The 23,674-nt window shown below is 69.2% G+C and carries 25 protein-coding genes; 9 read left to right on the top strand and 16 right to left on the bottom strand.

The annotated features are described in order from the left end of the window. Positions 1-89: 89 nt before the first annotated feature. The 3 genes from D7231_RS17845 to D7231_RS17835 all read right to left on the bottom strand — a co-directional run bounded on the left by D7231_RS17845 (position 90) and on the right by D7231_RS17835 (position 2,128). Positions 90-377, bottom strand: coding sequence for a DUF4229 domain-containing protein (locus D7231_RS17845; RefSeq protein WP_120756805.1), 288 nt, complete (start codon positions 375-377; stop codon positions 90-92). 80 nt (positions 378-457) lie between these two features. Continuing rightward, complete coding sequence (mqnE, locus tag D7231_RS17840; protein ID WP_120756483.1) at positions 458-1,621, bottom strand: aminofutalosine synthase MqnE; 1,164 nt, start codon at positions 1,619-1,621, stop codon at positions 458-460. Between the two features lie 51 nt (positions 1,622-1,672). Next, complete coding sequence (locus tag D7231_RS17835; RefSeq protein ID WP_120756482.1) at positions 1,673-2,128, bottom strand: Lrp/AsnC family transcriptional regulator; 456 nt, start codon at positions 2,126-2,128, stop codon at positions 1,673-1,675. A gap of 121 nt (positions 2,129-2,249) precedes the next feature. Between D7231_RS17835 and D7231_RS36540 the strand changes: the two genes are divergently transcribed. Further along, a complete protein-coding gene (locus D7231_RS36540; protein WP_158673781.1) occupies positions 2,250-2,408 on the top strand; it encodes a hypothetical protein in 159 nt (52 codons plus the stop codon). Here D7231_RS36540 and D7231_RS17830 read toward each other — a convergent pair. The 3 genes from D7231_RS17830 to D7231_RS17820 form a co-directional block, all read right to left on the bottom strand. Next, the gene (locus D7231_RS17830; protein WP_120756481.1) at positions 2,405-3,079 is read right to left on the bottom strand and encodes a UbiX family flavin prenyltransferase; all 675 of its coding nucleotides are present in this window, start codon (positions 3,077-3,079) and stop codon (positions 2,405-2,407) included. The two genes, D7231_RS36540 and D7231_RS17830, sit on opposite strands and share 4 nt — an antisense overlap. A gap of 204 nt (positions 3,080-3,283) precedes the next feature. Further along, a complete protein-coding gene (mqnP, locus tag D7231_RS17825) occupies positions 3,284-4,183 on the bottom strand; it encodes a menaquinone biosynthesis prenyltransferase MqnP (RefSeq protein WP_120756480.1) in 900 nt (299 codons plus the stop codon). Continuing rightward, positions 4,180-5,631: a menaquinone biosynthesis decarboxylase gene (locus D7231_RS17820; protein WP_120756479.1), complete on the bottom strand. Its 1,452-nt coding sequence runs from the start codon at positions 5,629-5,631 to the stop codon at positions 4,180-4,182. The genes mqnP and D7231_RS17820 overlap by 4 nt, the downstream gene beginning before the upstream one ends. An 87-nt stretch (positions 5,632-5,718) precedes the next feature. On the opposite strand from D7231_RS17820, the gene D7231_RS17815 reads away from it, so the two are divergent. Then, positions 5,719-6,012 (top strand): PLD nuclease N-terminal domain-containing protein, encoded by a 294-nt coding sequence (locus tag D7231_RS17815; protein WP_120756478.1) that lies wholly within the window; start codon positions 5,719-5,721, stop codon positions 6,010-6,012. Between the two features lie 299 nt (positions 6,013-6,311). After that, on the top strand, positions 6,312-7,739 hold the full coding sequence (locus D7231_RS17810; protein WP_120756477.1) for a phosphocholine-specific phospholipase C: 1,428 nt from the start codon (positions 6,312-6,314) through the stop codon (positions 7,737-7,739). A 6-nt stretch (positions 7,740-7,745) separates the two neighbouring features. Here D7231_RS17810 and D7231_RS17805 read toward each other — a convergent pair whose 3' ends face one another. The 8 genes from D7231_RS17805 to hemL all read right to left on the bottom strand — a co-directional run bounded on the left by D7231_RS17805 (position 7,746) and on the right by hemL (position 16,275). Beyond that, complete coding sequence (locus tag D7231_RS17805; protein WP_120756476.1) at positions 7,746-8,297, bottom strand: SRPBCC domain-containing protein; 552 nt, start codon at positions 8,295-8,297, stop codon at positions 7,746-7,748. A gap of 81 nt (positions 8,298-8,378) precedes the next feature. Then, positions 8,379-9,533, bottom strand: coding sequence for a c-type cytochrome biogenesis protein CcsB (gene ccsB / locus D7231_RS17800; protein WP_120756804.1), 1,155 nt, complete (start codon positions 9,531-9,533; stop codon positions 8,379-8,381). Further along, positions 9,533-11,308 carry a cytochrome c biogenesis protein ResB gene (gene resB, locus D7231_RS17795; RefSeq protein WP_120756475.1) on the bottom strand — a complete coding sequence of 592 codons (1,776 nt, stop codon included), beginning with the start codon at positions 11,306-11,308 and terminating at the stop codon, positions 9,533-9,535. The genes ccsB and resB overlap by 1 nt, the downstream gene beginning before the upstream one ends. A 5-nt stretch (positions 11,309-11,313) precedes the next feature. Beyond that, on the bottom strand, positions 11,314-12,051 hold the full coding sequence (locus D7231_RS17790) for a cytochrome c biogenesis CcdA family protein (protein ID WP_030368516.1): 738 nt from the start codon (positions 12,049-12,051) through the stop codon (positions 11,314-11,316). A gap of 49 nt (positions 12,052-12,100) precedes the next feature. Further along, a complete protein-coding gene (locus D7231_RS17785) occupies positions 12,101-12,724 on the bottom strand; it encodes a TlpA family protein disulfide reductase (protein WP_120756474.1) in 624 nt (207 codons plus the stop codon). 97 nt (positions 12,725-12,821) lie between these two features. Continuing rightward, positions 12,822-14,033 carry a polysaccharide deacetylase family protein gene (locus D7231_RS17780; protein ID WP_120756473.1) on the bottom strand — a complete coding sequence of 404 codons (1,212 nt, stop codon included), beginning with the start codon at positions 14,031-14,033 and terminating at the stop codon, positions 12,822-12,824. A 179-nt stretch (positions 14,034-14,212) separates the two neighbouring features. Next, positions 14,213-14,860, bottom strand: a complete 648-nt coding sequence (locus D7231_RS17775) for a histidine phosphatase family protein (protein WP_120756803.1) — start codon at positions 14,858-14,860, stop codon at positions 14,213-14,215. A 65-nt stretch (positions 14,861-14,925) separates the two neighbouring features. Then, a complete protein-coding gene (gene hemL, locus D7231_RS17770) occupies positions 14,926-16,275 on the bottom strand; it encodes a glutamate-1-semialdehyde 2,1-aminomutase (protein WP_120756472.1) in 1,350 nt (449 codons plus the stop codon). A 365-nt stretch (positions 16,276-16,640) separates the two neighbouring features. On the opposite strand from hemL, the gene D7231_RS36205 reads away from it, so the two are divergent. Next, positions 16,641-17,537, top strand: coding sequence for a hypothetical protein (locus D7231_RS36205; RefSeq protein WP_147449757.1), 897 nt, complete (start codon positions 16,641-16,643; stop codon positions 17,535-17,537). Positions 17,538-17,591: 54 nt separating this feature from the next. On the opposite strand, the gene D7231_RS17760 is transcribed toward D7231_RS36205, so the two are convergent. Continuing rightward, positions 17,592-18,065 (bottom strand): NUDIX domain-containing protein, encoded by a 474-nt coding sequence (locus D7231_RS17760; protein ID WP_120756470.1) that lies wholly within the window; start codon positions 18,063-18,065, stop codon positions 17,592-17,594. A gap of 115 nt (positions 18,066-18,180) precedes the next feature. On the opposite strand from D7231_RS17760, the gene D7231_RS17755 reads away from it, so the two are divergent. The 5 genes from D7231_RS17755 (at position 18,181) to D7231_RS36200 (ending at position 22,143) form a co-directional block, all read left to right on the top strand. After that, positions 18,181-19,398, top strand: coding sequence for a helix-turn-helix domain-containing protein (locus D7231_RS17755; RefSeq protein WP_199739404.1), 1,218 nt, complete (start codon positions 18,181-18,183; stop codon positions 19,396-19,398). 255 nt (positions 19,399-19,653) lie between these two features. Beyond that, positions 19,654-20,079 carry an ATP-binding protein gene (locus D7231_RS17750; RefSeq protein WP_241999782.1) on the top strand — a complete coding sequence of 142 codons (426 nt, stop codon included), beginning with the start codon at positions 19,654-19,656 and terminating at the stop codon, positions 20,077-20,079. A 38-nt stretch (positions 20,080-20,117) separates the two neighbouring features. After that, on the top strand, positions 20,118-20,282 hold the full coding sequence (locus tag D7231_RS36535) for a hypothetical protein (protein WP_158673780.1): 165 nt from the start codon (positions 20,118-20,120) through the stop codon (positions 20,280-20,282). A gap of 860 nt (positions 20,283-21,142) precedes the next feature. Then, the gene (locus D7231_RS17740) at positions 21,143-21,412 is read left to right on the top strand and encodes a hypothetical protein (RefSeq protein WP_120756466.1); all 270 of its coding nucleotides are present in this window, start codon (positions 21,143-21,145) and stop codon (positions 21,410-21,412) included. Between the two features lie 464 nt (positions 21,413-21,876). Next, positions 21,877-22,143: a hypothetical protein gene (locus D7231_RS36200; RefSeq protein ID WP_147449756.1), complete on the top strand. Its 267-nt coding sequence runs from the start codon at positions 21,877-21,879 to the stop codon at positions 22,141-22,143. Positions 22,144-22,758: 615 nt separating this feature from the next. Here the strand turns inward: D7231_RS36200 and D7231_RS17735 are convergent. Continuing rightward, positions 22,759-23,535, bottom strand: a complete 777-nt coding sequence (locus tag D7231_RS17735; RefSeq protein WP_120756465.1) for a GntR family transcriptional regulator — start codon at positions 23,533-23,535, stop codon at positions 22,759-22,761. Between the last annotated feature and the right edge of the window lie 139 nt (positions 23,536-23,674).

The following is a 23,674-nucleotide window of genomic DNA, read 5'->3' as shown; positions in this document are numbered from 1 at the left end:
GGGCATGCGGAAAACGCCGGTGCCCCGGTGCGGAGCGGGGTCGCTCCGCACCGGGGCACCGGCGCGAAATCGGGCAAACGTGACGAGGCTTACACCCCGTCCTCCTGACCGGCGTTGGCGTTGATCGCCGCCTTCGCCCGGTCCACGCGCTCGACGATCTGCACGGACATCGCGTCGCGCTGCTTGCGCAGCAGCACCCAGCTGAGCGGCGCGGACAGCACGAGCGAGAGCAGGACCATCCACATGAGGTTCGAGCTGCCCACGCCCAGCGGGATGACGTGGGCGTAGCAGAGCACGTAGACGACGGCGAAGCAGCCGATGAGCAGGCCGAATCGCAGGGCGGTGTAGCGGAGCGACGCGTACTTCTGGCTACTCACGGGCGGGACCTTCTCCTCGACGACGACCGAAGGGGGCACGTTCTTCAGTCAAACCAGTACAGCACGCCCCGAAGTGGATCTCAGAGCCGCATCGCCTGCGGCGATTCGCGCAGCGCGGCGTCCGGGCCCGGGTACTCGCGGATGATCTCGTAACGGGTGTTGCGCTCCACCGGGCGGAAGCCGGCCTCGCGGATCAGCTCCAGCAGGTCGTCGCGGGTGAGCTTGTTCGGCGTGCCGTAGTTGTCCGCGTCGTGCGTGATCTTGTACTCGACGACCGAGCCGTCCATGTCGTCCGCACCGTGCTGGAGCGCGAGCTGCGCGGTCTGCACGCCGTGCATCACCCAGAACACCTTGACATGCGGGACGTTGTCGAACAGCAGCCGCGAGACCGCGAAGGTCTTCAGCGCCTCGGCGCCCGACGCCATCGTCGTGCGGGCCTGGAGGCGGTTGCGGATCTTGCCGTCCTTCATGTCCACGAAGTCGTGCTGGTAGCGCAGCGGGATGAAGACGTGGAAGCCGCCGGTCTCGTCCTGGAGCTCGCGCAGCCGCAGGACGTGGTCGACGCGGTGCCGCGGCTCCTCGATGTGGCCGTAGAGCATCGTCGCCGGGCCCTTGAGGCCCTTGGAGTGCGCCAGGCGGTGGATGCGCGACCAGTCCTCCCAGTGGGTGTCGTGGTCGACGATGTGCTGCCGGACCTCCCAGTCGAAGATCTCCGCGCCGCCGCCGGTCAGCGACTCCAGGCCGGCGTCGATCAGCTCGTCGAGGATCTCGTCGGCCGGCAGGCCGGAGATCTTCTCGAAGTGCTGGATCTCGGTGGCGGTGAAGGCCTTCAGCGAGACGTTCGGCAGCGCCTCCTTGAGGGCCTTCAGCGAGCGCGGGTAGTAGCGCCAGGGCAGCGTCGGGTGGAGGCCGTTGACGATGTGCAGCTCGGTGAGCTTGTCGCTCTCCATCGCCTTGGCGAGGCGGACGGCCTCCTCGATGCGCATCGTGTACGCGTCCTTCTCGCCCGGCTTGCGCTGGAACGAGCAGTACGCGCACGACGCCGTGCACACGTTCGTCATGTTCAGGTGACGGTTGACGTTGAAGTGGACGACGTCGCCGTTCTTCTGCGTGCGCACGTGGTGGGCGAGCCCGCCCAGCCAGGCCAGGTCGTCGGACTCGTAGAGGGCGATGCCGTCCTCACGGGTCAGCCGCTCCCCGGCGAGGACCTTCTCCTCCAGCTCGCGCTTGAGCCCCGCGTCCATGCCGTCCGCCTCTCCGATACTTCCGCTTTACGAACCCTCCCGAGCGTATCCCTACGCCTCGTCGGGCAGTTCGCCGACCCGGTTCTCCCACTTCGTGGACAGCACGATCGTGGTACGGGTGCGGCTGACGCCCTTGGTGCCGGACAGCCGGCGGATGGTCCGCTCCAGGCCGTCCACGTCGCCGACGCGGACCTTGAGCATGTACGAGTCGTCGCCGGCGATGAACCAGCAGTCCTCGATCTCCTCCAGGTCGCGCAGCCGGCGGGCGACGTCCTCGTGGTCGGCGGAGTCCGAGAGCTGAAGGCCGATCAGGGCGGTGACGCCCAGGCCGAGCGACGCGGCGTTCACGGTCGCGCGGTAGCCCGTGATGACGCCCGCCGCCTCCAGGCGGTTGATCCGGTCGGTGACGCTCGGCCCGGAGAGGCCCACCAGCCGGCCCAGCTCCGCGTACGAGGCCCGGCCGTTCTCCCGGAGGGCCTGGATGAGCTGCCTGTCCACCGCGTCCATAACCTGGCACCTTTCAATAATCGGCGAACTCGCCGCTTTTCATGTAGAATCTAAGGCATGCAGGGCTCGAAGTCCTGCAAATCTTCGCTCAACTCGCTAGATCAACGACGATCCTTCAGGAGTGACGTACACCGTGTACACGATCGAGATGGCCTACGCCCGCATGCGTGAGATGCAGGACCTGGCCAACCGCTCGCGTGCCCACCAGACCGCCGAGCGCCGCGCCGAGACCAAGGCCGCGCGCGCCACGAGCCGGGGCGTGCGCGCGAAGAAGCGCTAGTCCCCCTCCCGGGAGCGCGCCTCACCCAGCTCTCCCTTCCACCGGCGGTACAGCCGGTGCGGCACACCCGCCGCATCCAGCACCCGCCCCGCGACGAAGTCCACCAGATCCTGGATGTGCGTCGCACCCGCGTAGAACGCCGGAGAGGCGGGCAGCACCACTGCGCCCGCCTCGTCCAGCGCCACCAGCTGCTTCAGCGACTGCCCGCTCAGCGGCGTCTCCCGCACGGCGACGACCAGCGGCCGCCGCTCCTTGAGCGTCACGCTCGCCACGCGCTGCAACAGGTCCTTCGACAGCCCCAGCGCCACCCCGGCCACACAGGCCGTGCTCGCCGGGACGATCAGCATCCCCTTCGCCGGATACGAGCCGGACGACGGCCCCGCGGCGAGATCGCCCGCCGGCCAGTAGCGGACGTCCTCCAGCCGGGCGCCCGGGAAGTGCGGCTTGCCGTCGGCGCCCAGCGCCAGCCACTCGCGCAGGTCCTCCTGCCAGTGGGCGTCACGGAACTTGATCCCGGTCTCGTCCAGCAGCGTCAGCCGCGACGCGCGCGAGACGACGATGTCGACGCTCTCGCCCGCGTCCAGCAGCGCCCGCAGCACTGCCGCCGCGTAGGGCGTCCCAGATGCGCCGGAGACCCCAACCACCCAGGGGCGGCGCTTGCCGTCGTTCATACGGCGAGCCTATCCCGGCGCTCCGAGCCGGCCTCGGACCGCCGGGTGGCCCACTCACCCCCGCATGTGCGGGGAGCAACGCCTGAACAGGGCGCTTTTGACGGTCAACGGCGGAACACCCCCGCAAGGGCGGGGAACGCGGCCCAAGCTAGCCGCTGCCCCGCCCGGGCTTCCGCCCCCTTCGTGGGTGATCACACGATCCAGCTACAGCCCGAGGCCCCGCACCGACAGGTCCAGCAGCGTGAACACGAACAAGCAGATCCCGATCACGCCGTTCACCGTGAAGAAGGCCCGGTTCAGCCGCGACAGGTCATGCGGACGGACGATCGTGTGCTCGTAGACGAACGCCGCCGCGACGAGGGCCAGGCCCACCCAGAAGAACGCCCCCGCGTGCGTCGCCGCCCCGTACCAGGCCAGCAGGCCCGTCGTGATCACGTGGCACACGCGGGCGCCGTGCAGCGCCGCCGGGACGCCGAAGCGCGCCGGGGTCGACTTCACGCCGTGCGCCCGGTCCGCCATCACGTCCTGGCAGGCGAAGATCAGGTCGAAGCCGCCGATCCACACGCCCACCGCGAGGCCCAGGATCACCGCCTCCCACGACCACTCCCCCGTCACCGCGAGCCACGCGCCCACCGGGCCCATCGCCTGCGCCAGGCCCAGGATCGCGTGCGGGAAGTCGGTGAATCGTTTCCCGTACGGATAGACCACCATCGGCACGACCGCGATCGGGGCCAGCGCCAGGCACAGCGGGTTCAGCAGCGCCGCCGCGCCCAGGAAGAAGAAGACGGCGATGCCGGCGCCGGTCCACGCCGAGCGCACGGACACCGCGCCGGTGACCAGCTCGCGGCCCGCCGTGCGCGGGTTCCGCGCGTCGATCTCGCGGTCGATGATGCGGTTGCAGGCCATCGCGAACGTGCGCAGGCCGACCATCGCCACGGTGACCAGCAGCAGCCGCGTCCAGTGGATGTTGCCGTACGTGCGGAACATCGCGGTGAGGGTGGCGATGTAGGCGAAGGGCAGCGCGAAGACCGAGTGCTCGATCATGACGAGCTTCAGGAAGGACCGGGTCCGGCCCGGCTGCGGAACGGCGGCAGCAGTGGTCACAGCCCGTACTCCTTCCACCGGCGGTCGACCTTCGTCGCCGTCTCCGGATCCGACTCGACCATCCGCGGCCACCCCCCGTCGCGCGTGTAGCCCTCCTCGGGCCACTTCGCCGTCGCGTCGATGCCCGCCTTGCCGCCCCAGAACTGCTGGTACGAGGCGTGGTCGAGGTGGTCCACCGGGCCCTCGACGACCGTCAGGTCGCGCGCGTAGTCGGTGTTGCCCAGCGCCCGCCACGACACCTCGTGCAGGTCGTGCACGTCGCAGTCCGCGTCCACCACGATGATCAGCTTGGTCAGCGACATCATGTGCGCGCCCCAGACGGCGTGCATGACCTTCTGCGCGTGCTTGGGGTACTTCTTGTCGATCGAGATGATCGCGCAGTTGTGGAAGCCGCCGGACTCCGGCAGGTGGTAGTCCACGATGTCCGGGATGATGATCTTCAGCAGGGGCAGGAAGAACCGCTCCGTGGCCCGGCCCAGCGGGCCGTCCTCCGTCGGCGGGCGGCCGACGACGATGGACTGGAGCAGCGGCCGCTTGCGCATCGTCACGCAGTCGATCGTCAGCGCCGGGAACGGCTCCTGCGGGGTGTAGAAGCCGGTGTGGTCGCCGAAGGGGCCTTCCGGGAGCATCTCGCCCGGCTCCAGCCAGCCCTCCAGGACGACCTCGGCGTTGGCCGGGACCTGGAGCGGGACGGTCTTGCAGTCGGTCATCTCCACGCGCTTGCCGGAGACGAAGCCCGCGAAGAGGTACTCGTCGATGTCGCCGGGCAGCGGCGCCGTGGAGGCGTACGTCACGGCCGGCGGGCAGCCGAAGGCGATCGCGACCGGCAGCCGCTCGCCGCGCTTGGCGGCGACCTGGTAGTGGTTGCGGCTGTCCTTGTGGATCTGCCAGTGCATGCCGATGGTGCGCTTGTCGTGGCGCTGGAGGCGGTAGAGGCCCAGGTTCCGCACGCCCGTCTCGGGGTGCTTGGTGTGGGTGAGGCCCAGGTTGAAGAAGGAGCCGCCGTCCTCGGGCCAGGTGAAGAGCGCGGGCAGCTGGTCGAGGTCGACGTCGTCGCCGGTGAGGACGACTTCCTGGACCGGCGCGTCCTTGATCTTCCGCGGTGGGACGTGCGCCATCGAGCCGAGCTTGCCGAACGCCTCGCGGACGCCGGTGAAGCCGTGCGGCAGCTCGGGCTTGAGCAGGCCGCCGATCTTCTCGCTGATCTCGTCGTAGGAGCTCAGGCCGAGCGCCTTGAGCAGCCGGCGGTCGGTGCCGAAGACGTTCATGGCCAGCGGCATGGCCGAGCCCTTGACGTTCTCGAAGAGGAGGGCGGGGCCGCCCGCCTTGTTCACGCGGTCCGTGATCTCGCCGATTTCCAGGTACGGATCGACTTCCGCCTTGATGCGCTTGAGGTCGCCGTCGCGCTCCAGCGCCCGGAGGAGCGAGCGAAGGTCGTCGTAAGCCATGCGTTCCAGTATCAAGCACGCACTACGCTGGCTGCGTATCGGGGCCGCCGCGCGGCCCGTACCGCCGTCTCCGGGGAGCCGTCCGACATGCTCAGGTATCTGCCGTTCCTGCTGATCCTGGCGCTGTGGATCTACGCCTTCGTCGACTGCCTGAACACTCCGGAGAACGAGGTCCGCGGCCTGCCGAAGCCGGCCTGGGTGATCGTCATCCTGCTCTTCGGCGAGGTGCTGATCGGGCCGGTCGCCTGGCTGATCGCGGGGCGCCCGCGGGCCGCGGCCGCGGCCCGCGGCGGCGAGCGGAAGTGGGTCGCGCCCGACGACAACCCCGAGTTCCTGAAGTCGCTCCGGCGCGACCAGGGCGATCCGCCGCCCGCGAGCTGACCGCCCGCCCCGGCGCCTACCCGAGGCCCTGACGCCCCGCCAGGCGATTCGCCCGACCGGCCGTCACCCGGCTTCGCGCACGTCACCCGCCGTACGGCGTAGCAGACGATCCCTCGATCGGGTCATAAGAAAAGCAGATTTCGGGCCCCGCACACGGGCTTCCGGATCAACTCGCTCCTCTTCACAGCCATTTGGCGCCCCGTTCACACACCCCCTCCTGCCCTTGACGCACCCGTGCCGGGAGAGTCCGAGAAGCCACACTGAGGCCTCACGCGACTCCAGGGAGAGGGGCACACACCATGCCCGAGATGACCCGACGCAGACTCCTCGGCTCCGCCGCGGGTGCCGTCGGCGGCGCCGCCGCACTGTCGCTGCTGCCGCCGAGCGTGCAGCGGGCCGTCGCCACCGGCCCGGCCCGCCGCGGCTCGCTGCGCGACATCGAGCACGTGGTCATGCTCATGCAGGAGAACCGGTCCTTCGACCACTACTTCGGCACCCTCAAGGGTGTGCGGGGCTTCGGGGACCCGGACGCCATCAAGCTGCCGAACGGCCAGGACGTCTTCCACCAGCCCGACGAGAAGAACCCCGCCGGCCACCTGCTGCCGTTCCGCCTCGACACGCACAAGTCGAGCGCCCAGGCCATCCCGTCCACCAGCCACGCCTGGTCCGTGCAGCACGAGGCGTGGAACGGCGGGAAGATGGACCGCTGGATGCCGGCGCACCGCAAGGCGGACGGCGCGAACGGCCCGTACGTGATGGGCTACCACACGCGCGAGGACATCCCCTTCCAGTTCGCCCTCGCCGAGGCCTTCACCCTCTGCGACAACTACTTCTGCTCGGTCATGGGGCCCACCTGGCCCAACCGGCTGTACTGGATGACGGGCACCATCGACCCGGCCGGCGCCCGCGGCGGCCCCGTCATCGACAACACCGCCCCCGAGCCGTACCGCTGGACGACGTACGCGGAGCGGCTCCAGGCGGCGGGGGTCAGCTGGCGGGTGTACCAGGAGGAGGACAACTACGGCTGCAACCTGCTGGAGCAGTTCCAGCAGTTCAAGGACGCGAAGCCGGGCGATCCGCTGTACGAGCGGGGGATGCGGCGGCTGCCCGCCGGCGCCTTCGAGGAGGACGCGCGGGGCGGCAAGCTGCCGGCCGTCTCCTGGATCATCCCGACCGCGGCGCAGTCGGAGCACCCGCGCTACCTGCCGGCCGCGGGCGCGGACTACGTGGCACGCAAGATCGAGGCCATCGCGGACAACCCCGACGTGTGGGCGAAGACGGTCTTCATCCTGAACTACGACGAGAACGACGGCCTCTTCGACCACGTGCCGCCGCCGGTGCCGCCCGCGGGCACGGCGGACGAGTTCGTGGGGAAGCTGCCGATCGGCGGCGGCTTCCGGGTGCCGTGCCTGATCGTGTCGCCGTGGACGGTGGGCGGCTGGGCCGCGGGCGACGCCTTCGACCACACCTCGGTGCTGCGCTTCCTGGAGGTGTGGACGGGAGTGCGGGAGCCGAACATCAGCGCCTGGCGGCGGCGCGCCTTCGGCGACCTGACCTCGGCGTTCGGCTTCACGGACCGGGCCAAGCGCCCGCCGCGGCTGCCCGCGGACACCGCGCAGCAGCTGGAGCAGGCCAAGTGGGACGTGACGCACCTGCCCAAGCCCGCATTCCCCGGCGCCCGGCAGAGCCCGCCCGAGCAGGAGAAGGGCAAGCGGCCCAGGCGCTGACGGTCCTCAGCCCTTCGGGGGCGCGCCGGGGTCGCCGGTGCCGCGCAGCTCGTACTCGGCGCGGAGCTTGCGCCACCGTTCGAGGGTCCACCCCGTCCAGTCCGCGGGCCGGCCGGCGAGGGCCTCCAGCAGGTACTCGAAGTGGTGGTGCCAGCCCGCGAGGCAGTCCAGGCGGACGGTGTCGGGGCCGGTGAACTCGTTGGTGAAGTGCAGCAGCGTGCCGCCGACGGCGGCCGGGGCCGGCTCCAGCTCGAAGCGGACCCGGCCGTGGATCTCGACGGTGTACTCGGCCAGCCGCTGCGGCTGCCAGGCGGTGACGCGGCCGGGGGCGACCGTGGACTTCCCGGCGGCGTCGGTGTTCAGCCAGCGCAGGGTGATGGCGCCGCCCTCGCGCTGCTCGAAGGGCTCGGCCGCGGCCAGCCAGGCCGGCAGGCCCTCGGGGGTGGCGACGGCCGCCCACACCTCGGGCACGGGGTAGGGCAGCGACAGCTCGTAGCGCAGGAGGTGGCTGTCCTCACCCCGCGGCTCGGACTTCCCGTAGAGGGAGGGGATCTCCATACCCCCAGCTCTACCACCGCGGCCCGCCGCGCGCGCTCCGGGGAGCGCGCGGGGCGGGCCGTACGAGGGGGTGGGCGCGGGTCAGACTCCGGCGTACGAGTGCTTGCCGGTGACGAAGATGTTCACGCCGTAGTAGTTGAAGATGTAGCAGCCGAAGGCGGCGAGGGCGATGTAGGCGGCCTTGCGGCCCTTCCAGCCGGCGGTCGCGCGGGCGTGCAGGAAGCAGGCGTAGGCGACCCAGGTGATGAAGGACCAGACCTCCTTGGGGTCCCAGCCCCAGTAGCGGCCCCAGGCGGCCTCGGCCCAGATCGCGCCCGCGATGATCGTGAAGGTCCACAGCGGGAAGACCGTCGCGTTGATGCGGTAGCCCAGCTTGTCGAGGGTGGCGGCGGAGGGCAGGCGCGACATGGGGTTGTCGGTGCGCAGCGCGAGCTTGGCCTTGAAGCGGGCGTACTTGCGGTCCTGCGGCAGCTCGTTCAGGTAGCGGCGCAGGCCGGCGCCGGTGCGGCCCTCGACGAGGCGGGCCTCGTAGCCGTCGCGGAAGAGGAAGAGCAGGGTGGAGCAGGCCCCGACCCAGAACGCGGCGCCGCACAGGATGGCGGTGGAGACGTGGATCCACAGCCAGTACGAGTGGAGGGCCGGGACGAGCTGGTCGCTCTCGGTGTAGAGGACGGAGACGGCGAGGCCGAGGTCGAGGAGGATCGTGGTGGTCAGCGGCAGGCCGAGCCAGCGCACGTTCTTCTTGAAGGCCAGCAGGCCGAGGTAGACGCCGACGACCGTCATGCCGAAGGTCGTGGAGAACTCGTACATGTTGCCCCAGGGGGCCCGCTCCACGGACAGCGCCCGGGTGAGCACCGAGCCGGCGTGCAGCAGGAAGGACAGCACGGTCAGGGAGACGGCGATGCGGCCGTAGACGTCGCCCTTCTCGCTGGTGCCGGCGGCGCCGGGGCCGTCGGGGACGTCGCGGCGGCCGGCGGCGGCGCGGGTGACGACCTTGGGGCGCTCCAGGACGGCGGTGCCGCCGCCCTGTGCGCTCGCGGCGGCCGCGGTGCCGGTGGCGGCCTTATCCGCCTCGGTGGTGATCGCGGCGGCGGTGCGGCCGACGGCGCTCCGGCTGCCGAACACCCACTCGGCGATGTGGGCGAGGAAGGCCAGGGTGTAGACGGCCATGGCCGAATAGATCAGCACATTGCTGATGTGGGCCAGGTTCTCGTTGGCTGCGGCAGCGAGGGGGATCACGCGCGCGCTCCTTCGGATGCTGCGGAGGAATCCGCGGACTCGGCGGACTCCGCGGGGTCGGGGGCGTCCGTGGCGGTCACGGGCGGGGCGTCGGCCTGCAGGGCGGCGGCGAGGTCGGCGAGCTCCTCGGGGAGCTTGGCGGACTCGCTGCGGCCGAGGCCGGCCAGCTCGACGACGGTGTGCCCGTCCGTGCCGCGCACGGCCCGCACCCAGACGCGGCGGCGCTGGATGAACAGGGAGCCGGCGACACCGGCGAGGGCCGCGACCGCACCGGCGAGGGCGGTGGCGTTGCCGGGCTGCTGGGAGATCTGGAAGGTGGCCCAGGGCTTGATGCCCTCGAACTTCAGGGTGCCGCCGTCGGGCAGCGTCATGGTGTCGCCGACCTTGAGGGCCTGCGCGAAGGCCTTGCCGTCCTTGTTCTTGAACTGCTCCATCTTGGAGACGTCGAGCTGGTAGACGTTCTGCGGCGTGCCGCTGTTGGTGCCGAGCCAGCCGTGGTAGGCGGTGAGGACGAGGCGCGGATTGTCCAGGTCGGGGAACTGGGACAGCATCGTGCCGGTCGTCAGGTCCAGGGTCGGCACGAAGTTGCCCTTGAAGCCGATCTGGTCCTTCTTGCCGTCCTTGGTGCGGTAGTCGCCGACCTTCAGGACCGTCGACTCGGTGATGTTGTTGTCGATCGGCAGGGACGGGATGCCGCCGCGGAAGGAGACGTCGCCCTGTCCGTCGCGGACGGTGACGACCGGCGCGTAGCCGTGGCCGATCAGGTAGACCTTCGAGCCGGAGGTCTCCAGCGGCTCGTTGACCTTGATCGTGGCCTTGCGGCCGGGCCCGTCGGCGCCCTCGTGGTAGGTGACGTGGGCCTCGTAGGTGCGCGGGGTGCCGCGCTGGGGGCCGGTGCGCTCGTACGTGGCCTCGAAGTCGTCCATGTAGAAGCTGAAGGGCTTGAGGTCGTCGGCCGTGAACAGCGAGCCGGACTTGAAGTCGTCGTACTGGACGAGCGTGTTGGCGAAGCCGTCGCCCTCGATGATCAGCTTCTGGCCCTCGGACTTCCACAGCTGCCCGGAGGCGAAGGCCAGGAGCAGCACGATGAGCGCGATGTGGAAGACGAGGTTGCCGGCCTCGCGCAGGTAGCCCTTCTCGGAGGCGACGGAGTCGCTGCCGGGCTCGGTGCGGAAGCGGCGCTTCTTCAGCAGCGTCCGTGCCGCGGCCAGGACCTGCTCGGGGTCGGCATCGGTGCGCCACGTGGTGTGGGCGGGCAGCCGCTTGAGGTTGCGGGGGGCGCCCGGCGGGCGGCCGCGGAGCTGGCCGACGAACTGCCAGGTGCGCGGGATGATGCAGCCGACGAGGGACGTGAACAGCAGGATGTAGATCGCGGAGAACCACACCGAGCTGTAGACGTGGAAGAGGCCGAGCTTGTCGTAGAGCGGCCCGAGCGTCTCGTGGGACGTGCGCCAGCCCTCGGCCTTGACCGCGTCCACGCTGGTCTGCGGGACGAGCGAGCCGGGGATGGTCGCCAGCGAGAGCAGGAACAGCAGGATCAGGGCGACCCGCATGGAGGTCAGCTGCCGCCAGAACCAGCGGGCCCAGCCGAGCGTCTCGCGGGCGGCCCAGGCCGCTCCCCCGAGCGCGCCGGGTTTGCGGATGCCGCCGAAGGAGCCGGGCACGGCCTGGCCGCGCTCCTCCTCGGGCGCCGTGGACAGCTGCGAGCCGGCGGCCGCGTCCTTGTCCTCGGCCGCGCCGTCGGTGGCGGGGGTTGTCTCTGTCGTGCCCATTTACATCAGACCTCGGGGGAGAAAGAGCTGGACCACGTCTGCAGTTCGCGGATCATGCTGTCCCACACCCCCGTGACGAGGAGCACGCCGACCGCGACCAGCATCAGCCCGCCGGCGCGCATGACCCATGCATAGTGCCGCTTGACCCAGCCGAACGCACCCAGCGCGCGCCGGAAGGCCACCGCGCTGAGGATGAACGGCAGGCCCAGGCCCAGGCAGTAGGCGACGGTCAGCAGTGCGCCGCGCCCGGCGCTGGCCTGGGTGGAGGAGAGGGAGAGGACGGAGGCGAGCGTCGGGCCGATGCACGGCGCCCAGCCGAGCCCGAAGAGCGCGCCCAGCAGCGGCGCCCCCACCAGGCCCATGGTGGGCCGGGTGTGGAAGCGGAACTCGCGCTGCCCGAACCTGTTCAGCAGGCCCATGAAGGCGAGGCCCATCGCGATGGTGAGGACCCCCATCACCTTCGTGATGGTCTCCTGGTGGACCAGCAGCGCCCGGCCGACCCAGCCGAAGAGCGTGCCCATGGAGACGAAGACGAAGGTGAAGCCGAGGACGAAGAGGGTGGACCCGGCGAGCATCCGCCCCTTGCGGGACTCGGCCAGGTCCGCTCCGCCGACCCCCGTCACGTAGGAGAGGTAGCCGGGGACGAGCGGCAGCACGCACGGCGAGAAGAACGAGACCAGCCCGCCGAACAGGGCGACGGGCAGGGCCAGCAGCAGCGCCCCGGAGAGCACCGTCTGGTTCATCTCGCCGACGGCGACCGTGACGGCGGCGGTGGTGGCGGGGGTCACCGGGTCACTTCTCCGCGACCAGCGGGTCGAGCGTCTTGCGCAGCTCTTCCTCGGTCAGCGCCTTGATCGCCCGCGCGGCGATCTTGCCGTCCCGGTCGATGAAGACGGTGGAGGGGATGGACTGGGGGTTGAGGCTGCCCGCGGGGAAGCGCAGCAGGAGCTTGCCGGCCGAGTCGTAGAGGCTCGGGTACGGGACCTCGAACTCCTTCTCGAACTTGATCGCCGGGGCGGGGTCGGAGTCGCGGGTGTTGAGCCCGACGAACTGGACGCCCTTGTCCTTGTAGTCGTTGGCGACGTTGACGAGGTTCTTGGCCTCGGCGCGGCACGGGGAGCACCACGAGCCCCACACGTTAAGGACGACGATCTTGCCCTTGTAGTCCTTGGCGACGTCGAGTTCCTTGCCCTCCAGCGTCTTGCCGGAGAGGTCGGGCGCGTCCTGCCGCCCGCCCTTGTCGCTGACGACGCTCACCCCGCCCGTGCCCTGCACGAACTGGGTCTGACCGCCGCTCTTGGGGTTGTCGCCCGAGCCGCAGGCGGTCAGGGACAGGGCCGCGGCGGCGGCGAGGATGGCCGGCAGGGTGATACGCCGGCGTGGTCCGGGGCGTCGAAAGGCGCGGCAGGCACTCATGTGAAAAGTTTCGCATGGTCCGTTTAGGGATCTTCCGCGCCCCCCTGTGACGTGAACCGCCGCCCGGCGGGGCCCCGCGAGCCGGCCGCGGAGGCGGTCAGGCGGCCACCCCGGCGTGCCACTTCTCGCCGACCTCCAGCCGGCGCAGGCCCCGCAGCACCGCCGGGTCCTGGGCGTCCATCCAGTCCGTGAACTGCCGGAAGGACACCAGCCGCACGTCCTTGTACTGATCGTCGGCGATGCGTTTCAGAGCTTCCTCCACCGCATCCATATAAATGCCCCCGTTCCATTCCTCGAAGTGGTTCCCGACGAAGAAGGGAGCCCGATTCGTCTCGTACGCCCGCTCGAAGCCGGCCAGGTACGAGTCGGTGGCCTGCTGCCGCCACTCCGGATAGTGGATCGAAGGACCGCGCGTGGTGTTCTTCGACTGATTGGCGAGGATGTTGTAGTCCATCGACAGGACTTCGAACGAATGCCCGGGAAAGGGAATCTGCTGGAGCGGGAAATCCCATAGCCCGTGCTTCTTCGACGGCCACACCTGCGTACCGCCCGGGGAACTCGCGTCGTAGCGCCAGCCGAGCTTCGCCGCCGTCGGCAGCAGATTGTCCTGCCCCAGCAGACACGGCGTCCGGGCGCCCACGAGCTCCTTGCGGTAGTCGAACGGCAGCGGCTCCAGATCACCGAACCCGGTGTTCGTCCGCCACTCGGTGACGAAGGAGACCGCCTGGTCGATCTCCGACTCCCAGTCCTCCCCCTCCCACCGGCCGACCGACCCCTCGCCGGAACAGAAGTGGCCGTTGAAGTGGGTGCCGATCTCATGCCCCTCCAGCCACGCCTCCCGCACGTTCATCAGCGTGGCCCGCACGTGCTCGTCGGTGAGGTAGCCGATGTCGGAGGCGCCGACCGGGTTGTTCGGCGGCTTGTAGTGGTGCCGCTTCGACTCGGGCAGCAGATACAGCCCGGACAGGAAGAACGTCATGCGCGCGTTGTGGTCCTGCGCCAGCTTCCGGAAGCGCGGGAAGAGCCCGTTGCCGACCTCGCCCGCCCCGTCCCACGAGAAGATCACGAACTGCGGCGGCTTCTGCCCCGGCTCCAGCCGCTCGGGCTCCGGCGGCTGGTTGGGCTGCGGCCCCGCGTCCGCCGTCGAACCGTCGCCGATCGGCCTGGCCTTGGCCCGCTCGACGGCCTTCGCCGCCGGGCCGCTGCGTCGTTCGGGAGCCGCAGTCGAGGAGCAGCCGGCGACGCCGCCCAGCGCCGCGGCCGCTCCCACACCCCACCCGAGGAGACCCCGTCGGCTGATGTCGCGCATGTCGACTCCGTCCGTACTCGCCGTGCCCCACGCCGTATGTCGTCCATATAAGACGACATTGCGTGAGAGGGCGCGTCGAGTACGGCGGTTGCGCAGTTTCCCCCGTCTTTACGGAGTTGCCCCGCATTTACGCAGCCGGAGACGTCTTACGGAGCAACCCGGGCTCCGCCGAAAGGGTGTCAGGCGCCGAACGCCTTGGACGCGCCCTTCACCGGCTTGGCCCCCGCGAGGAGATGCGCCGGCACCAGATCCCGGGCCGGTTCGCTATACCCCACCGATACGATTTTGTCCCCCCTATAGGTGAACGTCGTCAGGCTCGCCAGGGTGCACTCCCGCCGCCGCGGGTCGTGCCACAGCCGCCGCCGCTCCACGAAGCTCCGCACGATCCAGATCGGCAGCTGGTGGCTCACGCACACCGCCTCGTGACCGCGCGCCGCGTCCTTCGCCGCGTCCAGCGCGCTCATCATCCGCACGACCTGCTCGACGTACGGCTCGCCCCACGACGGGCGGAAAGGATTCGTCAGGTACTTCCAGTTCGCCGGCTTCTTCAGCGCGCCGTCACCGACCCCGAACGTCTTGCCCTCGAAGACGTTCGCCGCCTCGATCAGCCGCTCGTCCGTCGCCAGGTCCAGCCCGTGCGTCTTGGCGATCGGCGCCGCCGTCTCCTGCGCCCGCTCCAGCGGCGAGGCCACCACATGGGTGACGTCCCGGCCCGCCAGGTGCTCCGCCACCCGGTCCGCCATCCGGCGGCCCAGGTCCGACAGGTGATAGCCCGCCCGGCGCCCGTAGAGCACGCCCTCCGGGTTGTGCACCTCGCCGTGGCGCATCAGGTGCACGACGGTGATGTCGTCCTGCTTCTTCCCGGCGTCCTTCGCCGCGCCCCGCTCCGAGCTCACTTCGCCCCCTCCTCGGTCGCCCCGGCCGCCGCGCGCGCCGCCGCCGGCAGCGCCGCCGCGATCCGCTCCACCGCCGCCGCGTCGTGCGCCGTCGAGACGAACCACGACTCGAACGCCGACGGCGGCAGGTACACACCCTGCGACAGCATCGAGTGGAAGAAGGCGTTGAACCGGAACGCCTCCTGCGCCCGCGCGTCGTCGTAGTTCCGCACCTCGCGCCCGGTGAAGAACACCGAGAACATGTTGCTCGCCGTCTGGAGGCGGTGCGCCACGCCCTCCTTGCTCAGCGCCTCGCTCACCAGGCCGCTGATCTCCGCGGACACCGCGTCGACCTTCTCGTACGCCGCATCGTCCAGCAGCCGCAGCTGCGCCAGGCCCGCCGCCGTCGCCACCGGGTTACCCGAGAGGGTGCCCGCCTGGTAGACCGGGCCCGCCGGCGCCAGGTGCGCCATCACATCGGCCCGGCCGCCGAACGCCGCGGCGGGGAAGCCGCCGCCCATGACCTTGCCGAACGTCATCAGGTCCGGCTTCACGCCGTCCACGCCGAACCAGCCCGCCTTCGACGTGCGGAAGCCCGTCATCACCTCGTCGGAGATGAACAGCGCGCCGTTCTTGGCGCACGCGTCCTTCAGCCCCTGGTTGAAACCGGGCAGCGGCGGCACCACGCCCATGTTGCCCGGCGACGCCTCCGTGATCACACAGGCGATCTCGCCCGGGAACGCGTGGAACGCCTCGTGCACCGCCTCCAGGTCGTTGTACGGCAGCACGATCGTGTCCCCGGCCTGCGCGCCCGTGACACCCGGCGTGTCCGGCAGCCCGAACGTCGCCACGCCCGAGCCCGCCGCGGCCAGCAGCGCGTCCACGTGCCCGTGGTAGCAGCCCGCGAACTTGATCACCTTGGCCCGGCCGGTGAACCCGCGCGCCAGCCGGATCGCCGACATCGTCGCCTCGGTCCCCGAGGAGACCAGGCGCACCTGCTCCACCGGCTCGACGCGCGCCACGATCTCCTCGGCCAGCGCGACCTCGCCCTCGCCCGGCGTGCCGAAGGACGTGCCCCGGGCCACCGCCTCCTGGACGGCCGCGATGACCTCGGGGTGCGCGTGCCCGAGGATCATCGGCCCCCACGAGCACACGAGGTCGACGTACTCGCGACCGTCGGCGTCGGTGAGGTACGGACCGGTGCCGGACACCATGAACCGGGGCGTACCACCCACGGCCCGGAAGGCCCGGACCGGGGAGTTCACGCCGCCGGGCGTCACGACAGCGGCGCGATCGAACAGGACCTGCGAGACTGGAGCTTCATACGAAAAAGGTAGTTCGGCCCTGACCTGCGGCTTCTCGTTCACTGGTGCGCTCCGTTCGCCCACGACATCTGACTCGGGCCCCCTAGGACCCTCTGGCCGCACGCCACCGACGAGGCCCACGCTAGCGCCGACGGCGCGGCGCACCCGGGGCCATGAGGGCACACCGGAGCCCCTTCTACGTACTCATCTGCCATGCGGACAGCGTACGTCTCGCCTCCTACGGCTTAGCCGCGCGCAGGCCTCCTTCGCTCACCCATCGAGCCAACATCAGACTCTCACTGAGGGTGACCTCGCGGCTCCGGATCCGTTACACCGCTTGTAAGGCTGTCCGATGAGCAGCACGACCACTGGGCGCGCCGGTCCGTCGTGAGGCCGCACAGGCTGCCCAGCAGGAGACCGGAGACGCAATGCCATACGAACAACCTTCACGGAGAGCTGATCCGGATATTCGCATCGAGCCATTCAGCCTTAGCATCAATAACCGACCACTGATCTTTACGGTCGGCTTCACCCTCATGTCGGTCATTACCGCAGGATTAATAGCCGGCCTACTGACCCTCCACACCCTCTCACCTAAAAGCCCCCGAGCCGCCCAACCCACTACTGTCGCTCAACTTGAGGTCCCACCGACCTGGCTCTGGGTCACGGCCACGTGTTGCATCATCGGAGCTACGGGCTTCGCGGGCTGGTATCTCTGGACGCGCATCCAACGGGAGCGCGCGACGCTTAAGAGCGCGGTGGAGGCCTGGGACCGTCAACGCGCAATCGACGAGAAGCGACTTTCGGATCTTAAGGCGGTCACCGCACTTGCCACATTGCTTGAACTCAACCAGCAGCAGATCGACGAGTACCATCGCATCGCCACAAACCAGGCAGACAGATCGTTCCGCTCTTCTCAGCGAGCGATGGCACTGGGCCTGCTAGTTATGGCGGCATGCTTCACTGCAGGAATCTATGCGCCGACCATCGAAGCACGCGTATTCATCGGAGCACTCGCTACGGTCGGTACAGCCTTGGCTGGCTACTTGAGTCGGACTTATCTCCGCATGTACGGGCAGACGCTAGGACAGCTCAACCGGTACTTCGAACAGCCAGTACTGACCAGCTACTACCTCACGGCCGAGCGCCTCGCCACGGAACTAAAGAATGATCTTGAGGGAAGCATGCGCAAGAGGATCATCGAACAAGTCCTCGAAGCGAGCGCAATGCTCAACGGGCAGCCGAGACCTACCAGCCCGCCGACCAAGCGCCGCCGCCCCCGCAAGGCCACCCCGAGCAAAGCGATGGCTGAGACCGAGGCGTAGCGGCCCCACGAATAATTCTGGGCTTTATCCCTGGCGCCAGGGCATCTCTATGCCTTACGTCACTGGCTCGCCGTGTTCGAGGTACTGCGGATGGGCCTGCCCACGAGCCATGATCGCTTGCTTCACGCGGCGGGCGAGCCTCGGAATCAGTAGCTGTTCGACGGCGTCCGCCGGATGGAACTCGGCGGCGAGGACCTCATCACCGTCGGGCCTGATCGCGTTCAGGTCCTCCGGCTGCAGCTCGTCGCCATCGAAGACGTACAGGACCTTGTCGCCTTCGGCGTCGTTCGGTGCCCAGTCCACGACCAGGAGCGGGCCGATAGCCGGCGTGATCCCCAGCTCCTCCTCCACCTCCCGACGGCACGCGGCCAGAGGGGACTCCCCTTCTTCGATGTATCCGCCGGGGATCTCCCACTTGGGCTTGTACGAGGGGCGGACCAAGAGCACGTGCCCCTTGTCGTTGAAGAACAACGCGCCCGCTGCCATGCGGGGGCGGGCGGGTCGCCGGTCTTGCTCTGTCTCCGTCATGCGGCGAGCCTAATGAGTCAACTTCCCGCCTCGGAGCGATGGGATCTCCTGTCGTTGCACGATGCAGCGTGTGACACTCGATCCGACGTAGCCGGGGAGGGCAACGATGCGGGGCATGAGCGATCACCTCACGTTCGGCGAACGCGTGAGGTTCTACCGGAAGCGGCGGAAGCTGACCCAGTCGGAGCTCGGGCAACTGTTGAACCGCTCCGAGAACTGGGTGTACAGGGTCGAAACCGACCGTCTCTCGGTCAACAGCGTCAAGCAGCTGACGAGTATCGCTGAGGCCTTGCGAGTCCACGTGGAGGACCTCCAGGGTTCACCGACGCTCTTGGAGGACCAAGACGGGCATCGGGCGAGCGTGCCGGTCATCCGAGCTGCGCTCATGCAGTCACGCCGGCTGTCCGGGTCTTTGTTCGACAACCGGGAAGTTCCTCGCCTCGAACGGATGTCGGCCCAGGTCGGCCAAGCCTGGGAGCTCTATCAAGCGTCGGAGTACGCCAACCTCGGCTCCAAGCTCCCCGATCTGCTGGCGGACTCACGTCTCGCAGTGCACACCTTCTCGGCCGGGCCGCAGAAGGACGAGGCGCTCCGCGGATTCGCGCTGACCTTGCACCTCGCTGCGGTCTACCTTCGTAAGCTCGGGGAGACCAACCTGGCGTGGAAGGCTGTCGACGAGGGAGACGTCGCGGCCGATGAATTGGGCGATCCAGCCGTCGTGATGACGCTGCGCCGTGGCGTTGCACACGTCCAGTTGGGCGCCGGCTTGCCTGAGGATGCTGTGCGCGTCACCCTGACGGCGCCGGGAGAAGTGCCCTCGGGCTGGTGGACGTCGTCCCCCTTGGCACTGTCCGTGTACGGGACGCTGTTCCTCAACGGTGCCGTGGCAGCAGCCCGCATCGAAGATCAGGCGGATCAGTCGTTGACGAACGAGATGCTGGCCAAAGCGCAGGACGCCGCGGACCGGCTGGGTAGCGACCGCAACGAGATGTGGACCTCCTTCGGGCCCGCCAACGTGAAGATCCACCGGCTGGCGACGGCCCTGGAGTTCGAGGACATCGGGTCGGCCGTCGCCATAGCGTCAGACATGAGGGGCGTCGGGCCTGGTCTGCCCGTCGAGCGCCAAGCACGACTACGACTCGACATCGCCAGAGCCTTCGGTGAAGCCGGACGGACAGATGACGCCGTGGACAACCTGAAACGAGCGTTCCAGAAGGCACCGGAGCAGATCCGCGCACACGAGTTCGCTCGCGACCTGGCCAAGAGGCTGCGCAAGCGCAGCCAGCGACGAGACATGCAAGAGCTGGCCGTGCGACTGGGCGCCGTTAAGTAGAAGCCAGACAAGGCAAGTTAAACGATTAACCCTGAATTTTTTTCAGGGTTTGCTCACCGTTCCAGGCCTACGGTCACACCAGTCGAACTTCCGTGACTTCGGAGGCCAGTGATGGACCCAACACGGTTGTCCCGTTCGGCGAGGGCCCTCCCGGTACTCGATTCGAACGAGACAAGATCAGTCGCACTCGCGCAGCGCTTCCGGGCCTTGACGCTCTTCGCCGAGTCCCCTGACGCGGCCAAGGCGGCGCGCGACATGGCACAAACCACCTTCCGGGACTGGGGGCTGCACAGCCGGGCGGGCGACGCCCGGGCGGTCGTCTCGGAGCTCATCGCCAACGTCGTCCAGCACACCACCCCGGACGAGTGCCTCACCAAGCCCGGTGCGCCGAGGCGCATCGACGTCGCCTTCCGGAGCTGGCCCAAGTGGACCTTCATTGAAGTGACTGATGAAGACTCCAGCCCCCCGATGCTCCCCATGGGAGAGGTCTTCTCGCCTGCGCTGGTGGGAGACCTCCCTGAGGCTGTGCTTCCCGATTCGGGGCGAGGCCTGCTGATGGTTCAGAGCCTGGTTGACGCCCTGTGGTGGGCGCCCGGGGAGCAGGGCGGGAAGACCGTGGTCTGCCGCTTCGACCTCGGCTCTGACCGCCTCGGCAACGGCACCCACGAAGGGGGCGAATGATGGCGCGCTTGAAAGCTACAGAGCTGCGGCGAGGTGACATGGTGAGCCTCAGCGGCGACATCCGCGAGATCAAAGACATCCGCAGCTTGGAGACGTCGCGCGGTACGGAGTTGGTGCTGGTCTTCAAGACCGGATCTCCCTTGCGCCTGGAGCCGACGGACGAAGTCCAGACGTCGTTGCACTGGCGTCAGCTGAGGCGATGACGGCGGCCCGAACGCGCATCTCGGAGCAGCGGCTGGATGAGGTGCTGAAAGGCCTCCGTCTGCGCCTGCGGCCGGTGACGCGTGAGGAGAGCGAAGCCGCGTTGCGGCGGATCCTTGATCGCGTAGCTCGGCAACGACAGGAAGGGCAAGCCCCCTCATAGACGGGGCGAGGACCGCCCGTCGGGGAGGGTCCGGCAGCGGTTGCCTGCTTCAGCCGCTGCCAGCGGCCCGGCCTTTGAGCGACATACGCAGCCAGGGGCCGGGCCGCACGCGATGAGCTACACGTGGAGAAGGCAGTAATGACACTGACGTCGACAGCTCGACGGGTCGCACTGCACGTCCTGGGGCGGGTGGATGAGAGCTGGTACTGGTTCTACCAATGGGCCTTGATCAAGTTCCATGTTGATCCCGGCCTGGCTGATGCCATGTACCGGGATGCTCCGTGAAAGGCCGGGGCGAGCGGGGAGGGCAGGCGCCCCCATAGACGGGGCGGAGGCTGCCCAGCCTGGGAGGGTCCGGCAGCCTTCCCCCTCTGGTCTCCTCAGGGTCAGGGCTCATAGCGGTCGCCGTTCCTCGGCCGCTGTGGGTACTGCGGCTCCCCCGACACCCTGAGGGGAAGGCGGTGGTCTTCGGGTCTACCGCCGCCTGCGGTCCTGCTCCCGTTTCACGAGCGGGAGCAGGACCGTGCACAACAAGCGAACAGAAAAGCCGGACCACCCCGTTCACCTGGCGGGCTCGGGGGTGGTCCGGCGGGAGACCTTCAAGATCCCCGGTGCCGATGGTACCGGGGTGGTCGCCGTGTGTCAGCGCCATGAACCCCACTTGGTATCAGTCCAGTTCTCAAGGAGGGTGTGGGTCAGATGGGGTTCGGCGTCGAGGAGTTCGACCCGGATGACGTGACGTGGGTGCGCGGGGTGGACTACGTGGCCGGCTGGCGTGAGGCGACGGATGCGGCGGCGGACTTAGTGTCGGCGCTGACCGTGGCCGGAGTGCCGCTGGACGGTGCGCGGGCTACGGCCCGGTCGGCGGCGGACGGGTCGGGGGTGGTGCGGCTGCTGTGGTCGGCGGAGACCGTACGGGCCGTGGCAGAGCTGGTGCGCAGGGGCGGTCCGGAGCCGCTGGCGGCGTGAGTCTCAGCTACCGGCCAGGGGCAGGCGGACGCTCGGCCACGATGGTGATCGGCTGAGCGGACGCGCCCATGACGGGCTCAGCCACATCGCGGCAGCTGCCCGCTCCCCCTCAGCCCAGGGCCGGAGGGTGCGGTCTCCTTACGCGCCCGCATCCGTGACGGTGGGAGTACGGCGCCCGGCCTCCCACCGGCCGCACAGCTCGACCACCGGAGCCGCGCCCCCCACCTGTCCCCCCGCTGCTGGCCTCCTTGATGCGCGCAACGACGGTGCCGACGGTCGGCGGATCACCCGCCATGTGTGCCGCCGTGCGTAGCCGTGCCACTCAGCAGGTTGCAGTCGGCGGGGTCGAGGTGGTGGTGATTGGCTTGGGCCGTCTCTTTCGGATCTTGCCGGGTTGGCCTACGACGTCGTCCCAGGTATGTGATTCGTGCGTGACCCACATGGGTCAAGATCGTTGGCAGCGCATGAACAGCGCCAAGCGTGTACTTACAGCTCTCGCCCTCGCCGGGGCCGCAATGACGATGACCGGAACAGCGCACGCAGCCGACCGGCCAGACCCCGTGGGGGTCGTCAAGGCGGTGAAGGATGACCCCATCGGCTTCGTCAACTGGAAGCTCGAACTCCCGATCCCGTCTCAGTACAGGGCGTTTGCCGGGCCGGTGATCAAGAGCACCGTGAACGGTTACAAGGGCAAGATTGCCAAGATCCTGAACAAGGCGATCAAGGAATAGGCAGTGGCCCTGACTCGATCGAACGCCTAGGCCGTTTCCTTACTCCACCTCGCCGCCATCTTCATCTGGTCAGCGAGGTGATCCGCAGGAAATGCCCTGACTGTGGCCCTTGTCAGCCGGCACCACCGACAGTCAGCCACGATGGCGGGGCGGCCGGACGATCACCCGCCACGTGTGCACCTGCGCCACGTTCCGGCCCCGGCCACTATGCCGATGTTTTTCTCCACGTCACGGCCGGTACCACCCGAGACTCCGCGGCGATGCTGCTGTCCCCCTCCCGCAGGCAGCGACGGCGCCGCACGCGAAGCGAGCCAAGCCACAGACCCTCTGCCCCGGCCGGTCCGCGGTCGACGGTCATCCGGTTCCCGGTGCGCCCTTGCTGACCGCGGCTGGCGTTGACGGAAGGTCGAAGATCCGGCGTCGTGTCGCGCTGGGGCCGGGTGCTCGCCGTCTCTTCACGCCGTGGCGGGCCTGCGGGTGTGCGTGGGTGGCGTGGGCGTCCGGCGGGACCGGCCGTCAGGCCGCAGCCCGCCGGGGCGTCCGACGCCGCCCGGCGCGCCAACGGCGCGCCCTTGAGGAAGTGAAGAAGATTTCGACCGATCACCTCTCGGCGCCTCATGCGTGGGCGCGGCGCGCGGGGGCCTTCTCGGCAGTGATGCGGTAGGCGACCTGAGCGCGGTCGGCGCTGATGCGCAACTCCTCCAGGAGCAAGGGCTGATCGTCGGTGCCGCGGGTGATGCGGGTGGTGTGCAGGATCGGGGTGGCGTCGGGGATCTGCAACGCGGTGCGCTCATCCGGTAGCGGCATCCGTGCCTGGACGGTTTCGGTCCACGTCAGCGTGTGCCCGGCCGCGGTGAGGAGCTCGTAGGCTGCGGCCGGCTCGGTGTCCGGGGCCTGGGCGAGCGGGGTGCCTTCGGCTGTCGCGAGCGGGATCAACACCCGGTGCAGCGCGCGGGCCCCGGTAGCGGGGTCGGTCAGCAGCCGGTCGCACCCGAACATCTCCTCCCCCTCCCCCAACCCCAGCGCACGGCCGGTCGCGGCGGTCGTCTCTGTACGGTGAACGCTCGGCTCCTCAGCCTGCTCCCACTCCACCCCATCGTGCGTGGCGAAGCGCCCCGCTGCGGTGCGGGTGATGCGGCGCTCGACGGTGACGACCGGCTGGCCGGTGGCACGGACAAAGCTGCCCTTGCCATGCTGGACGTCGATCAGCCCCTCGGCGCGGAGGGCGGAGACGGCGTTGCGGACGGTGGGACGGGAGACCCCGTACCGCTGGATGAGCTGGGCCTCGGAGGGGAGCGAGGCTCCGGGCGGGAACTCCCCGGCGAGGATCGCGTCGCGGATCGCTGCTGCGACCTGCTGGTAGAGCGCCCCGGGGCGCTGGATCTCCGACATATGCGGACCCTTCGTCTCAACCTGAACGTCACGTCATACGAGCGTCATCACTCGTCAGCATAAGTACTTGCACTGCGGGTCGGTAGGGCCCCACACTCATAACTCGTAAGGACGAGTGACGTCCTCTCGTGATCGCGAG

The organism is Streptomyces klenkii (genome assembly GCF_003626645.1).
GTDB classification, from domain to species: Bacteria; Actinomycetota; Actinomycetes; order Streptomycetales; family Streptomycetaceae; genus Streptomyces; species Streptomyces klenkii.
Note: the sequence above shows the minus strand (reverse complement) of the source record. Positions and strands in the feature narration are given on the sequence as shown.

Coding starts and splice junctions, on each gene's coding strand:
- D7231_RS36535 (WP_158673780.1), top strand. CDS start 20,118: ATGGTGAGCCTCAGCGGCGACATCCGCGAGATCAAAGACATCCGCAGC.
- D7231_RS17760 (WP_120756470.1), bottom strand. CDS start 18,065: ATGACGGAGACAGAGCAAGACCGGCGACCCGCCCGCCCCCGCATGGCA.
- resB (WP_120756475.1), bottom strand. CDS start 11,308: ATGGGCACGACAGAGACAACCCCCGCCACCGACGGCGCGGCCGAGGAC.
- D7231_RS17785 (WP_120756474.1), bottom strand. CDS start 12,724: ATGAGTGCCTGCCGCGCCTTTCGACGCCCCGGACCACGCCGGCGTATC.
- mqnE (WP_120756483.1), bottom strand. CDS start 1,621: ATGGACGCGGGGCTCAAGCGCGAGCTGGAGGAGAAGGTCCTCGCCGGG.
- D7231_RS17790 (WP_030368516.1), bottom strand. CDS start 12,051: ATGAACCAGACGGTGCTCTCCGGGGCGCTGCTGCTGGCCCTGCCCGTC.
- D7231_RS17805 (WP_120756476.1), bottom strand. CDS start 8,297: ATGGAGATCCCCTCCCTCTACGGGAAGTCCGAGCCGCGGGGTGAGGAC.
- D7231_RS17815 (WP_120756478.1), top strand. CDS start 5,719: ATGCTCAGGTATCTGCCGTTCCTGCTGATCCTGGCGCTGTGGATCTAC.
- D7231_RS17830 (WP_120756481.1), bottom strand. CDS start 3,079: ATGAACGACGGCAAGCGCCGCCCCTGGGTGGTTGGGGTCTCCGGCGCA.
- D7231_RS36200 (WP_147449756.1), top strand. CDS start 21,877: ATGAACAGCGCCAAGCGTGTACTTACAGCTCTCGCCCTCGCCGGGGCC.
- D7231_RS17775 (WP_120756803.1), bottom strand. CDS start 14,860: ATGCGCCACGGCGAGGTGCACAACCCGGAGGGCGTGCTCTACGGGCGC.
- D7231_RS17810 (WP_120756477.1), top strand. CDS start 6,312: ATGCCCGAGATGACCCGACGCAGACTCCTCGGCTCCGCCGCGGGTGCC.
- D7231_RS17780 (WP_120756473.1), bottom strand. CDS start 14,033: ATGCGCGACATCAGCCGACGGGGTCTCCTCGGGTGGGGTGTGGGAGCG.
- D7231_RS17820 (WP_120756479.1), bottom strand. CDS start 5,631: ATGGCTTACGACGACCTTCGCTCGCTCCTCCGGGCGCTGGAGCGCGAC.
- D7231_RS17835 (WP_120756482.1), bottom strand. CDS start 2,128: ATGGACGCGGTGGACAGGCAGCTCATCCAGGCCCTCCGGGAGAACGGC.
- D7231_RS17750 (WP_241999782.1), top strand. CDS start 19,654: ATGGCACAAACCACCTTCCGGGACTGGGGGCTGCACAGCCGGGCGGGC.
- D7231_RS17740 (WP_120756466.1), top strand. CDS start 21,143: ATGGGGTTCGGCGTCGAGGAGTTCGACCCGGATGACGTGACGTGGGTG.
- D7231_RS17755 (WP_199739404.1), top strand. CDS start 18,181: ATGAGCGATCACCTCACGTTCGGCGAACGCGTGAGGTTCTACCGGAAG.
- D7231_RS17735 (WP_120756465.1), bottom strand. CDS start 23,535: ATGTCGGAGATCCAGCGCCCCGGGGCGCTCTACCAGCAGGTCGCAGCA.
- D7231_RS36205 (WP_147449757.1), top strand. CDS start 16,641: ATGCCATACGAACAACCTTCACGGAGAGCTGATCCGGATATTCGCATC.